Source organism: Pseudomonas sp. ACM7, from assembly GCF_004136015.1.
In the GTDB taxonomy this organism is placed as follows: domain Bacteria; phylum Pseudomonadota; class Gammaproteobacteria; order Pseudomonadales; family Pseudomonadaceae; genus Aquipseudomonas; species Aquipseudomonas frigoris.
Genome location: NZ_CP024866.1, coordinates 5,720,092 through 5,733,391, shown reverse-complemented (window position 1 = coordinate 5,733,391; position 13,300 = coordinate 5,720,092). Strand labels below are relative to the sequence as shown.

The 13,300-nt window shown below is 58.8% G+C and carries 11 protein-coding genes and 1 pseudogene; 10 read left to right on the top strand and 2 right to left on the bottom strand.

The features are described from left to right. Entirely contained in the window at window positions 1-1,029 is a 1,029-nt protein-coding gene (locus CUN63_RS27290; protein ID WP_129445172.1) for a DUF2955 domain-containing protein, read from the top strand. Here CUN63_RS27290 and CUN63_RS27285 read toward each other — a convergent pair. Next, on the bottom strand, window positions 1,014-1,469 hold the full coding sequence (locus tag CUN63_RS27285; RefSeq protein WP_129444005.1) for a YMGG-like glycine zipper-containing protein: 456 nt from the start codon (window positions 1,467-1,469) through the stop codon (window positions 1,014-1,016). The genes CUN63_RS27290 and CUN63_RS27285 overlap by 16 nt on opposite strands. Window positions 1,470-1,696: 227 nt before the next feature. On the opposite strand from CUN63_RS27285, the gene CUN63_RS27280 reads away from it, so the two are divergent. Both CUN63_RS27280 and CUN63_RS27275 read left to right on the top strand, forming a co-directional pair. After that, window positions 1,697-4,084: a DUF3772 domain-containing protein gene (locus CUN63_RS27280; protein WP_129444003.1), complete on the top strand. Its 2,388-nt coding sequence runs from the start codon at window positions 1,697-1,699 to the stop codon at window positions 4,082-4,084. Beyond that, window positions 4,085-4,589 (top strand): annotated as a pseudogene (locus tag CUN63_RS27275) (MurR/RpiR family transcriptional regulator); the annotation flags it as partial. It abuts the gene before it with no gap. A 12-nt stretch (window positions 4,590-4,601) separates the two neighbouring features. Here CUN63_RS27275 and CUN63_RS27270 read toward each other — a convergent pair. Further along, window positions 4,602-5,525: a helix-turn-helix domain-containing protein gene (locus CUN63_RS27270; protein ID WP_129444001.1), complete on the bottom strand. Its 924-nt coding sequence runs from the start codon at window positions 5,523-5,525 to the stop codon at window positions 4,602-4,604. A gap of 161 nt (window positions 5,526-5,686) precedes the next feature. Between CUN63_RS27270 and CUN63_RS27265 the strand changes: the two genes are divergently transcribed. From CUN63_RS27265 to CUN63_RS27230, 7 genes are all read left to right on the top strand, one after another. Further along, window positions 5,687-7,045, top strand: a complete 1,359-nt coding sequence (locus CUN63_RS27265) for a glutamine synthetase family protein (RefSeq protein ID WP_129443999.1) — start codon at window positions 5,687-5,689, stop codon at window positions 7,043-7,045. Window positions 7,046-7,226: 181 nt separating this feature from the next. Next, a complete protein-coding gene (locus CUN63_RS27255) occupies window positions 7,227-8,315 on the top strand; it encodes a polyamine ABC transporter substrate-binding protein (RefSeq protein ID WP_129443997.1) in 1,089 nt (362 codons plus the stop codon). Next, complete coding sequence (locus CUN63_RS27250; protein WP_129443995.1) at window positions 8,312-9,613, top strand: FAD-binding oxidoreductase; 1,302 nt, start codon at window positions 8,312-8,314, stop codon at window positions 9,611-9,613. Before CUN63_RS27255 ends, CUN63_RS27250 begins: the two co-directional genes overlap by 4 nt. A 220-nt stretch (window positions 9,614-9,833) precedes the next feature. Next, window positions 9,834-10,430 (top strand): paraquat-inducible protein A, encoded by a 597-nt coding sequence (locus CUN63_RS27245; protein ID WP_129443993.1) that lies wholly within the window; start codon window positions 9,834-9,836, stop codon window positions 10,428-10,430. Further along, window positions 10,427-11,083, top strand: coding sequence for a paraquat-inducible protein A (locus tag CUN63_RS27240; protein WP_129443991.1), 657 nt, complete (start codon window positions 10,427-10,429; stop codon window positions 11,081-11,083). Before CUN63_RS27245 ends, CUN63_RS27240 begins: the two co-directional genes overlap by 4 nt. After that, window positions 11,064-12,719 carry an intermembrane transport protein PqiB gene (locus CUN63_RS27235; protein ID WP_129443989.1) on the top strand — a complete coding sequence of 552 codons (1,656 nt, stop codon included), beginning with the start codon at window positions 11,064-11,066 and terminating at the stop codon, window positions 12,717-12,719. Before CUN63_RS27240 ends, CUN63_RS27235 begins: the two co-directional genes overlap by 20 nt. Window positions 12,720-12,736: 17 nt before the next feature. Then, on the top strand, window positions 12,737-13,297 hold the full coding sequence (locus tag CUN63_RS27230; protein ID WP_129443987.1) for a membrane integrity-associated transporter subunit PqiC: 561 nt from the start codon (window positions 12,737-12,739) through the stop codon (window positions 13,295-13,297). Window positions 13,298-13,300: the final 3 nt, after the last annotated feature.

The window sequence follows — 13,300 nt, the reverse complement described above, 5'->3', positions numbered from 1 at the left end:
ATGTCTACTCGGCGCACGCCGCGGGATCAACGCGCACTGCGCCTGGCCACCGGCACGGCGTTGAGCCTCACCGCCAGTTTCGGCCTGGGCTTGCCGATTCCTTTTATGGCGCCGGTGCTTTGCCTGCTGTTGCTGGCCTCGGTCAATCGCCCGCTGCCGTTCAAGGCCGGACTGGTTCTCGCGCTGGCCGCCATGTTGACCACCGGCATCGGCCTACTATTGATCCCGGTCCTGCGTTATTACCCCGTCAGCGGCGTGCTGTTGATCAGCGTCGGTCTGTTCCTGGCGTTCCGCTTTGGCCTGCGGGGCGGCAACACCTTGATCATGACCTTCCTGGTGATTGGCCTGACCATGATTTCCTCGGCCGGTATCGCCGAATTCGATCTGGCGGCGATGGTCATCGGCGCACTGGTCAAGGGTTTGCTACTCGCCGTTGTCGTCGTGGCGTTCAGTCATGGGATATTCCCGGATCCACCCAATGCCCCTTCCCCGCCGGCTGCCCCACTCCTGCCGGCAGAAGAAGTCAGTCGGATTGCGCTGCGTGCAACCCTGATCGTGTTACCGGCATTCCTGCTGGCGCTGATCGACCCGGCCGGTTATCTGCCGATCATCCTGAAGGCCGTCGGCCTGGGACAGCAAAGCTCCGCGACGAATGCCCGCAACGCCGGTCGCGAGCTGCTCGGCTCAACCTTGCTCGCAGGCCTGTTGGCGATCCTCTTCTGGAGTGCCCTCAGTCTGTTTGTGCATCTGTGGATGTTCTTTCTGTGGATGCTGCTGTTCGGCCTGGTGCTGGCGCGCAAGCTGTATGCCCTGAGCCCGACGCGGTTTACCCCGGGGTTTTGGCTCAATACCCTGATCACGCTGATCATCCTGTTGGGTCAGTCAGTACAGGATAGCGCAGCAGGCAAGGACGTTTACACAGCGTTCGCCATCCGCATGGGCTTGTTCATCCTCGTGACGCTGTATGCCTGCCTGATGGTTCATCTGCTCGATCAAGGGCGGCAAAATGACGTTCAAGGGTTAGCCTGATACCCCTTACCCTGCAAGCAGCTGGTATAGGCGGTAGAACTGGTCGAAGCACTGGTTTTCTCTTGCGCCCGGCGTTCCTGACGCTGACGCGAGCCTCCGACGACCGCTCCTGCCGCGGCGGTTTCCTTGGCGCGATTCTGGCGATAGTCCTGCTTAACGTCATCATCGACGCGATCATAAAACTCGTCATGCTGACGTCCCCGCACCTGCGCCCCCGCAGCCCCTGCCGCAGCGCCCACGGCGGCCCCCTTCAGCCTTCCACCGGAAGGAGGCGGTGCAGTCGAGGCGCTCTGACTGGCCGCGATGTTGTGGCATTCGGTAATGTCCGTTTGGGTTTGTTGCGAACTCTGCCCTTTCATCGGCACGACCGTTTCCGCCCACCCTTGGGTCCCGGAAACCGACAGTGCGATGCACAGGCTAATGGATGACAACCTTTTCATAATGACCTCCGACAGGGCCCGGCACTCTGCAAGCACACTGGGTCGGTAGACAGACCGCTCAATACGTCACACCTCGTGATCCTGAGCGTGGTTCAGCATAAAAGATTGTAGATCCCCCCTTCTCACCCGCCCCCCTTCTCTATTCGTGGCCGGCGTGCGGAACTATTTTTCGCGCCTGCACACGCCATGACCTAACCTGAATGGCTAAAGCCGCTGGAGGCATGTCTATGCGTCCTGCATTGAAATTACTCATATTCGTTGTGTTCGCGCTGATGGGGGCGAACATCGGCGAGCTGTCGGCGGATGAACTACCCAACACGTCAAGCAACGGTGCGGCCAGCGCTACCGCTACTGTGTCAAAAAGCGATCTCGAAGCACTGCAATTAAGGCTGGACAACCTTAAACAGCAGGTGTCACTGACCAGTAACTACACCCAGTTGATAGGCTTTCAGGACAACGTTCAGTTGCTCTTCAGTGATGCGGACAAGTTGGCGGCCGTGTTACTTCCCGAGCAGGCGCAGTTGCAAGCACAACTCAGTGTGCTCGGGACGGCATCCGCCACCAGCGTTGCCATCGAAAAGTCCGATCTCGTGAAACAGAGGTCCTATCTCACCGAACAAAAAGACAAGGTGGATGCCGATCTCAACATACTGCTGGCCATCAAAGAAGGCGCTACTAACCTCATCGCTCAGATCGCCAGCATTCGGCGCACACAACTGGAAACCGAACTCGCCCAGCGAACCGCCAGCCTCCTCAACCCCCGTTTCTGGTTACCGCTGTTTTCTCCACTGCCGGAGGATAAGAACCGTCTGACGTTTTTGATTGACCAGTCCAACAGTGTCATTCAGTCCGTCTGGCAACCCGGCCGGCGTGCCGTGACCGTCACGTTGTTATTGCTGGCCCTGGCCTTCTGGACGCCGGGGCGAAGACTGGCTGAGCGTGGCTTGACATGGATCTGCATTCATCGAGTACCGGAAGGTCGCCTGCGCAGAAGTTCATTGGCGATAGCGACGGTAGTTGCCACGATGCTGAGCGCAGGTTTCGCAATACAGCTCATCTCCGCGGCGGCTACCCGCCTTCAACCATTGCCGCAGCCACTGCAAGGCTACTTCGACGATGTCGAGAAAGTCGCTTACGCCTGCGCCCTGATTATCGGTCTGAGTCGGGCCCTGCTGTCTAAACGCAATCCCTCATGGCGGTTACCTGGCATCGCCGATGAAGTCGCACTTTCGATCAGCCCTTTTCCGGCGCTGCTGGCCGGTTCAATGTTGATACTCATCTCACTGGTACAAGTCACCAATGCGACGGGCATGAGTTCGCAGGTGGTTCTCTTCAGCCGGGGCGTCGTGTCATTAGTCGTCATCTTGATAATGGGTGCGTTATTGCTACGCGTCAGTAAAACCCGCCGAGCGATGGTCATTGCCGGGGAACACCCTGAGTCAGGTACTACGCTGGCGGGGCTGATTTATACCGGCGTCAGTATCGCCATGTTGATCTCGATTTTTGGCCTGCTGGTCGGTTACATCTCCCTGGCCCGGTTCATCACTTACGAAATTGTCTGGCTCTATATCGTTCTTGCCAGCTTCTATTTGCTGACGCAGTTGTTCAGGGACCTGTGTGATTACCTGTTTTCGCCCAAGCACTCCAGCGGCAAGGCGATCAAACAGTTGCTGGGTATCGGCGACGTACGGCTTGAACAAATCGAGGTTGTTGTGTCGGGTATTGGCAGAGCGGCCTTACTGTTGATTGCCGCGATTACAACGTTTGTGGGGGGGGTTGGAGCGACCTTTGGACAGCTGACTGACAGGGTTTCAGCGATCCTCGGCGGCGATGGCTTGCGCAAGCTGAACATCATTCCGGGCAATCTGTTGAATGCGGTCCTCGCACTGTTGATCGGTATTTACCTGATTCGATCGCTGCGCAGATGGCTGGATAACGAATTCCTGCCGAAAACCGATATGGACCCCGGCATGGGGGCGTCGCTGAGCACCCTGTTCAGTAATATCGGGTACGCGCTGGTCATTCTGCTGGCGTTGTCTTCTTTGGGCGTCAAATGGACGAACCTGGCCTGGATCGTCAGTGCGTTGTCGGTGGGGATCGGCTTCGGCCTGCAAGAGATCGTCAAGAACTTCGTATCCGGGTTAATCCTGCTCACCGAGCGTCCGGTCAAGGTCGGCGACTTGATCAGCATCAGCGGGGTCGAAGGTGATATCCGGCGGATCAATGTCAGGGCCACCGAGATACAGCTCAGTGACCGTTCGATCGTGATCGTGCCCAACTCGCAGCTTATTTCCCAGAACCTGCGCAATGTGACCATGGGCGGCAGCGCCCAAGGGGTGGCCACACTCGAACTGGTGTTCCCTCTGGATATCGACCCCGAACAAGTCAAAACCCTGCTGTACACCACCTATTGCGAACATGAAACCATCCTCGACAAACCCTCCCCCGTTGTCCGATTCAGCAATCTGAGTCCTGAAGGCATCACCCTAACCATCACCGGCTATGTCAGCAGCCCAAGGATTGTCAGTACGACCAAGAGCGATCTGCTCTTTGAGATCCTGAAGCGATTGGGTGCGGCCGGCATCGAACTGGCCAAGCCTGTTCCCCCCGCGTAAATAGTGTCGCCGGTCGACAAACTGCGCAACGAACTGGCACATCGTCCTGGCGTTCGCCGGCCTCGCCGCCTCGACCCTGATGCCCTTCTGCGCGGATGCCACCGCCATCAGCATGGAAGGCGGCAACGAAAACGCCGCTTACCGTCTGGCCGCGATTACCGATCAGGATGTGTTGCTGGCGATCTCCCTGCCGCGCTATTCCCTCGATACCCTGCAACTCGCCCGTTTCGCCAATGAGCGGGGTGCCTCGGTACTGGCAATCACCGATTCACCCGCCTCACCGCTCACCAGCATTGCCGAACATGTGTTGTTTGCTCCCGCCGACCATCCGGTATTGACCAGTTCCAACATCGCGGTGCTCGCGTTGATCGAAGGCTTGGTGGCGGGCGTCATGGCGCGCAACAAGGAAGCCGTCAAACTGGCGACCGAACTGACCGAAAGCGTGATGGCTTACCTGCACATGCCGGGCAACAGCAAATCGGCGAAAGCCACAAAGCCGCGCTGACGTGTCCCAGGCTTACCCGCGACCTGTTGGGCCACAGGGTTTACGGGCGAGCGTCTGACTGGGAAGTTCGTTGAACAACGCCCGATAGCTGCTGGAAAATCGCCCTAAATGCCAGAACGACCAGTGCATCGCCACTTCGGCAACGGTGGTGTCCATCGCTGTGCGGCTGAGCAATTCGCGGCGTGCGCTATTGAGTCGGCGCAAGCGCAGCCAATGGGTCGGGGTCATCTCGGTATAAGCCTTGAACGCATGCTGCAACTGACGCAGTGAAACCCCGGCGACCTGCGAAAGTTCCAGCAGATTCAGGGTGTCTTCCGGGGTATCAGCCGCCCATTCACCGATGCGTTTCATCACTGCACGCTCTTCGGCGCGGCGCTGTAAACCTCCGCGATCAAGGCAAACACACGCGTTGTCGAGGATGTACAGGCAGTCTTCCAGCAACTGCTGGGTCAACGCCTCTTTACTCGGCGGATCAAGCGTCTGCGCCAATCGGGTCAACGTCCCGCTGAGCCAGCGACTGAACAACGCGTTCTGTTCCGAGTTCAGTGGCGCCATGAACAGGCCTTCGAGCCTGGCCACATTCAAACCGTGACGCTGCACGAACGCCGGACCGAACACCACGGCGATTTCCTGGTAGTTCTCCGGGGTGATCCAGATGTTGCGGCTTTCGCCATTCAACACATACAGCGCGTTGTCGCTTCGATCGAAACAGAACGCCAGCGAGCCTTCGGGCGCGCTGAAATTCTGCTCGACCCGGGTGTTCATCTGTTCCTCGTAAATTTCCACGCCATGCAGGTCCAGGTAGCGCACGCGCCCGGCGAAATGCCCCGGTGACATTTGCTGGTAATGCTGCACCCAACCCGGTGTGGCGCGGATTTGCTCGGCTACATCGGCGGTGTTGAACGCTTGGACTTGCAGGGGGTTGCACGTTGTCATGGGTGACCTTGCGCACTCGTTTGGTGCGTTTTGGTGCTGCTGAAAGTGGATAGATGGAACGTCAAGGCTCGCCCAAGATAGTCGTCAACGCGCCACAGGGGAAGTGTGTGGTGGATGAAACCAGCCTCCCCGGCGTTAATAAAACCAATAACGAGGTCTTTATGAATGTCCCTTTCGATCAGCTGCTCACGTGGCTGAAAGATCACAAGATTACCGAAGTCGAGTGTGTGGTCAGCGACTTGACCGGCATCGCACGCGGCAAAATTGCACCCACCAACAAGTTCCTGCATGAGCGAGGCATGCGCCTGCCGGAAAGTGTGCTTTTGCAAACGGTAACCGGGGACTTTGTCGACGACGACATCTACTACGACCTGCTCGACCCGGCCGACATCGACATGGTGTGCAAGCCCGTTTCCGACGCGGTGTACGTGATTCCATGGGCCATCGAGCCCACCGCTATCGTGATTCACGACACCTTCGACAAGTTCGGCAACCCTATCGAGCTGTCGCCGCGCAACGTGCTGAAAAAAGTCCTGCAGCTGTACACCGACAAAGGCTGGCGGCCGATTGTCGCGCCGGAAATGGAGTTCTACCTGACCCAGCGCTGCGAAGACCCGGACTTGCCGCTCAAGGCACCGCTGGGGCGTTCGGGCCGTGCGGAAAGTGGTCGACAGTCGTTTTCCATCGACGCTGCCAACGAATTCGATCCGCTGTTTGAAGACGTGTACGACTGGTGCGAGCTTCAAGGCCTGGACCTCGATACCTTGATCCACGAAGACGGCCCGGCGCAGATGGAAATCAACTTCCGTCATGGCGACGCACTGGATCTGGCCGACCAGATCACTGTGTTCAAACGCACCCTGCGCGAAGCGGCGCTCAAGCACAACGTCACCGCGACCTTCATGGCCAAACCGATTGGCGATGAACCCGGCAGCGCCATGCATATCCACCAGAGCGTCGTGGACATCGCCACCGGCCAGCCGATCTTTGCCGATGCAGACGGGCAGATGAGCGAGCTGTTCCTGCACCACATCGGCGGCCTGCAAAAGTACATCCCCAAAGTACTGCCGATGTTTGCACCGAACGTCAATTCGTTCCGCCGCTTCCTGCCGGACACTTCGGCGCCGGTGAACGTCGAATGGGGCGAAGAAAACCGTACTGTGGGGCTGCGTGTGCCGACCTCCACACCGGATGCAATGCGCGTGGAAAACCGTTTGCCGGGCGCCGACGCCAACCCTTATCTGGCGATCGCAGCAAGCCTGTTGTGTGGGTATCTGGGGATGGTCGAACGCATCGAACCGAGTGCTGCGGTCCAGGGTCGTGCCTATGAGCGCCGTAATCTGCGCCTGCCGATCACCATCGAAGACGCCCTGACGCAGATGGAAGAATGCGAAACCGTCGAGCGTTATCTGGGCAGCAAATTCGTCCGCGGATATGTCGCGGTCAAGCGCGCCGAACATGAGAACTTCAAGCGCGTGATCAGCTCCTGGGAGCGTGAGTTCCTGCTGCTCAGCGTTTAGAAACCTCGCTCCCCCATGGCATCACACATCCCCTGTGGGAGCGGGCTTGCCCGCGATGGCGGCCTGTCAGTCAACCGAGATGTTGAATGTGCCGGCCTCTTCGCGGGCAAGCCCGCTCCCACAGGGATAGAGAACACCAAACAATCACCTGAAAAATCCAATAACTCAAAGAGGTGTCGATATGCGTCTATTGAAATCCGTGGCTCCAGTCGCTTTGGCGTTATTGTTCAGCGCTGTTGCGCAGGCTCAACCAACGGTCAGCGTCTACAACTGGACCGACTACATCGGCGAGACCACCCTCGCCGACTTCCAGGCGAAAAGCGGGATCAAGGTGATCTACGACGTGTTCGATTCCAACGAAACCCTGGAGGGCAAATTGCTCGCTGGCCGCACCGGGTATGACGTGGTGGTACCGTCCAACCACTTCCTCGCTCGCCAAGTGAAAGCCGGCGCGTTCCTGAAGCTCGATCGTTCGCAGCTGCCCAACTTCAAGAACCTCGACCCGAAACTGTTGGCGCTGCTGGAGAAAAACGATCCGGGCAACGAACACTCGGTCCCGTACCTGTGGGGCACCAACGGCATTGGCTACAACGTCGACAAGGTCAAGCAAGTGCTGGGCATTGATCGTATCGATTCCTGGGCCGTGTTTTTCGAACCTGAGAACCTGAAGAAACTCAGTCAGTGCGGCGTGTCGATGATGGATTCGGCCGATGAAGTGTTCCCGGCGGTCCTCAATTACATGGGCATGGACCCGCGCAGCGAAAATCCTGAGGATTACAAAAAGGCTGAAGCCAAGCTGTTGAGCATCCGCCCATACGTCACCTACTTCCACTCCTCGAAGTACGTTTCAGATTTGGCCAACGGCGACATCTGCGTGGCGTTCGGTTACTCGGGTGACGTGTTCCAGGCCGCGAACCGGGCCAAGGAAGCCAAGAACGGCGTGAACATCGCCTACGCGATCCCCAAGGAAGGCAGTAACTTGTGGTTCGACCTGTTGGCGGTTCCCGCAGACGCCAGCAACCAGAAAGAAGCGCATGCTTTCATCAATTACCTGCTCGATCCGCAAGTGATTGCCAAGGTCAGTGCGTCAGTCGGTTACGCCAACCCGAACCCGGCGTCCAAGCAAGATATGGACCCTGAACTGGTCAACAATCCTGAGGTTTATCCGCCTCAGGCAGTCCTCGACAAGCTCTACATTTCGACCACCCCGCCCCAGGCAATCATGCGTTTGATGACCCGTTCCTGGAGCAAAGTGAAGTCCAACCAATGAACCAGTACAGCAACGAACATGCTCGCTCCTATTACGCGGCGTCGGCCAATGGAATGGCGCCCTACCCTACACTGGCCGCGGACCTTGAAGCCGATGTCTGTGTGATCGGCGGCGGCTTTACCGGCGTTAACACGGCGATCGAACTGGCGCAGCGCGGGCTCTCGGTCATTCTGTTGGAGGGCCGGCGGATAGGCTGGGGCGCCAGCGGGCGTAACGGCGGGCAGTTGATCCGCGGCATCGGCCATGACGTCAGCGGTTTTGCCCGTCATGTCGGTGAAGAAGGCGTGCGCTACCTTGAGCGTGCGGGCGTCGAGTCGGTAGCGCTCGTGGGCAACCGCATTCGTGAACACGGGATTGATTGCGACCTGCGCTGGGGGTTCTGTGAACTGGCCAATACTAAAGCGCAGTTCGCGGCGTTCAAGGCTGAGCAGCAAGGCCTTGCCGAATTGGGTTACGCCCACGAAACCCGACTCGTCGGGCCTGAGCAGATCCGTCAGCAGGTGGTGAACTCCGGCGTGTATGCCGGTGGTCTCGTCGATATGGGCTCGGGTCACTTGCACCCGCTCAATCTGGTCCTTGGTGAAGCGCTATTGGCGCAATCCTTAGGGGTGCAGATTTTCGAGCAGAGCCCGGTGCTGGAGTTGATCCATGGCAGCACCGTGCAGGTTCGCTGTGCCGGCGGCACGGTGCGCGCCGGCAGTCTGGTGCTGGCGTGCAACGCTCACCTGGAAGAGCTCGAACCGAAGCTTAGCGGCAAGGTCCTTCCGGCGGGCAGCTACATCATCGCCACCGAACCATTGGCGCCCGACGTTGCGGCGCAATTGATCCCACAAAACCTGGCGCTCTGCGACCAGAAAGTCGGCCTGGATTACTACCGGCTCTCGGCGGACCGACGCTTGCTGTTCGGCGGCGCCTGCCATTATTCCGGGCGTGATCCGGCGGACATCGAAGCTTACATGCGCCCGCACATGCTCAAGGTCTTCCCGCAACTGGCCAACGTGCGCATCGACTATCAATGGGGCGGCAAGATTGGCATTTCCGCCAATCGCTTCCCACAGGTCGGGCGCTTGAGCCAGCACCCGAACGTGTTTTACGCCCAGGGTTACTCCGGTCATGGCCTGAACGTGACCCACTGGTGCGCAAAGCTATTGGGCGAAGCGATCCACGTCGGACACAGTCGGGGCTTTGACGTGTTCAGCGCGGTGCCGCACATGACCTTTCCCGGTGGGCCGATGCTGCGCTCTCCGCTGCTGGCCCTCGGCATGTTCTGGTATCGCTTGCGCGAACTGCTCGGCTGACCGCCCCCCACTTTAGATCAAACGCCATTCCCCTGGAGCTGCCGAAGGCTGCGATCTTTTGATCTTCAAGATCAAGGTCAAAAGATCGCAGCCTTCGGCAGCTCCAGGAGATCACCGTCCGTCCGCATCCCATTGAACAGCCTTTTAATTTGCTCAATCGCCCGGCGCTTCTATATTGAGGAGGTGCTCTGACTTCCCTGCGTCCTGGCGAGTGCAGCCTATGGCTACGACTGACCCACTGATCATCTGCGAGCACTGCGACTGCGTGTACGAAAAAGTCACGCTCGCCAAACATCAGAAAACCCTGTGTACACGCTGCGGCGGCGTGCTTCAGCGCTATAACGGCCTGACGGTGGAACAACGTCTGGCGTTGACCTTCACCGCGTTGATGCTGTGGATTTTCGCCAACTTCTATCCCGTCATGAGCATCAGCCTCAAAGGCCTTAAAAACAGCGCAACACTCTGGGATTCGGTGCTTGCCCTGAGTCTGGGGCCGATCACTTTCATCGCCATGGTCGCGGCGATCTCGATGATCATCGCGCCGATTTTCCAGCTGTTGCTGCTTATCTGGGTACTGAGCTTTGCCCTCGCCTCCCGTCGCTCGCCCGGTTTCAGGTTCTGCATGCGCTGGCTGGAAACCCTAAGGCCCTGGAGCATGCTGGAGGTCTGTCTGCTGGGGGCGATGGTCGCGGTCATCAAACTCGCCGGATTGCTGGATGTGCTGCCCGGCATCGGCCTGTTTGCCCTGGCCATACTCAGTCTGATGATGATCCGCATTGCCGGGCGCGACATCCGTGATCTATGGGACATCTTATGAACAGGCCGCCGGTGGCGAGTGAACTCAACCTGTGCCTGTGTCATAGCTGCGGCCTGGCCTGTGACATGACCGATGAACCTCACGAATGCACACGGTGCAGCGCGCCGCTGCATCGGCGCAAAACCAACTCACTGGCCCGGACCTGGGCCTACATGTTCACTGCCCTGGCGTTTTACGTCCCGGCTAATCTGCTGCCAGTGATGAACACAAAGATGGTCGGCAACGGCGCCGATAGCACGATCATGAGCGGTGTACTGGAGTTCTGGCAGCACGGCGCCTGGGACATTGCCCTGATTATTTTCATCGCCAGCATCGCGGTGCCGGGCATCAAGTTCGTCGCCCTGACGCTGTTACTGGTGACCGTTCAGCGCGACAGCCAATGGGCGAGTAAGCAGCGGTCAACGCTGTACCGTTTCGTCGAGCTCATCGGTTACTGGTCGATGCTCGATGTGATCGTGGTCGCCCTGGTGGCCTCACTGGTGAAGTTTCAAGCCCTGGCCGATATCGAACCGCGCCCGGGCATTCTGTTTTTTGGCCTGGTGGTGGTGTTCACCATGCTGTCGGCCATGAGTTTCGACCCACGCCTGATCTGGGATAAAGAAGAGCGGAATCACCCAAACGAGGAGGTCATGGATGAAGTCGCAAACCACTGATGGGCCGCAAGCCCCCGGGCAGGCCCCTGTCAAGACCCGCCGCTTCAGCGTTTCGCTGGTGTGGATCGTACCGATCGTCGCGGTGCTGGTGGGGATTTCCCTGGTTGTACACACCATGTTGCAGGAAGGTCCGACCATCACCGTCACGTTCAAGACCGGCAGTGGCCTGACCGCCAACAAAACCGAAGTCAAATACCGCAACGTGGTGATCGGCCATGTCTCGGACGTGGAACTGAGCAACGATCAGAAGAGCGTCAACGCCACCATCAAACTGTCCAAACAGGCGGAAAGTTTCACCCGCGAAGACTCGCAATTCTGGGTTGTGCGTCCGCGTATTGGCGCCGGCGGGGTATCGGGTATCGATACCCTGCTGTCCGGTGATTACATTGGCGCCGACATCGGCCAGGCCAACGCCCGCGCCAAAAACTTTACCGGCCTGGAAAACCCGCCGCCGATCACCTATGGCGAGCCGGGCAAGCGCTTCACCCTGCACACCGAAGACCTCGGCTCGCTGGACATCGGCTCTCCGGTTTACTACCGCAAGATTCCGGTGGGTCAAGTGGTGGCCTATGCTCTGGACGCCGACGGTAAAGGGGTCAACATCGAAGTGTTCATCCACGCGCCCAATGATGCCTACGTTACTGAAAACACCCGATTCTGGAACGCCAGCGGGATCGACCTGAACGTCGGCGCCAACGGCTTTTCGGTGAAAACCGAGTCGCTGTCATCGATCCTGGTGGGCGGCATCGCCTTCCGCGCTCCGGAATACAGCCCCAATGATCAACCGGCCACCGAGGACAAAGCCTTCGACCTGTTCGAAGATCAGCTAACCGCCCTCGCTCCGCCCAGTGGCAAGGGGCAATTCTTGAGTTTGCGTTTCGATCAGGCCTTGCGCGGGCTCAAGGTCGGTGCACCGGTGGAGTTCCTTGGCATTGAGTTCGGCAGAGTCGTGGCGGTCAATCTGGATTTCGACGCGAAAAAACGCAGTTTTCCGGTCAATGTCGGCATCGTGATCTACCCGCAACGACTCGGCCAGGCCCACATCAAAATGCTCGAGGTCTTGAAGCATGACCCCAACGACGAAGCCGCTGGCGTACGCCTGATCGGCAGCTTCATCGACAACGGTCTGCGTGCCCAGGCCCGGAGCGGCAATCTGTTGACCGGTCAGCTCTACATTGCGCTCGACTTCTACCCCAAAGCGGAGAAAGTCGTGTTCGATCCGACCGCCCGTCCAGTCTCTATCCCAACCGTTCCTGGCAGCCTCGAACAATTGCAGGAAAAACTGGAGGGCATGGTCAACAAGATCAACCAACTGCCGATCGAGCGCATTGCCGGCAACCTGGACAGCAACCTCGTCGAACTGCGTAAAGGCCTCACACAGTTCAACGCCAAGACCCTGCCCGGCGTGCAGACCACGCTGGCGGACGTCAGCAAGACCCTGCAATCGGCCAGTTCGACCTTGGCCGAAGACTCGCCGCAACGCGAACAATTAGGTCAGACCCTGGACGAACTCGGGCGCATGTCGCGCTCCTTGCGTGAACTCTCGGATTACCTGGGCCGGCATCCGGAATCGCTGATTCGCGGTCGTCCCGACAATGCTGCGCCGATGGACCTGCAGGGGCCGCCGCGAAAATGACCACAGGAGCATCACTTATGGTTTATCCGCTGAAGATCAGCTTGGTCACTGCATTGTTGCTACTCGCCGCTTGCCGCAGTGATCCGATTCAATTCCACACCCTGACCCCGGCCCAACCGAGCGGCAATTCAAGGACCAGCGCTGCGGATATCCAGATCGAGAGCCTCAGCGTCCCTCCTCAGGTCGACCGCCCGCAGATCGTCATTCGTCAGGGCAACAGCGGCCTGGCCATCCTCGAAACACAATGGTGGGGCGCGAGCCTTTCGGATGAATTGCGCACTGCCCTGGCGGACCAACTGGTCAACAGCAATCCCCAGCGCAAGGTATCGGTGCGGCTGGACGTGCAACGGTTTGACTCGATCCCCGGCCAATACGGGTTGATTGACGTCAAATGGCGTCTGCGCAATCTTGGCGAAAGCGATAACGCGCTCGTCACTTGTCGCAGTACGTTGCAAACACCTTCAGGGCCGTCCATCGATGAACTGGTAGCGGCTCAGCAGAGCAACGTCAAACGCTTGGCCGCGTTGATCAGTCAGGCCACCGCCGGAACACCGAGAGGTTGTCCATCGGCCCAGTAAAAA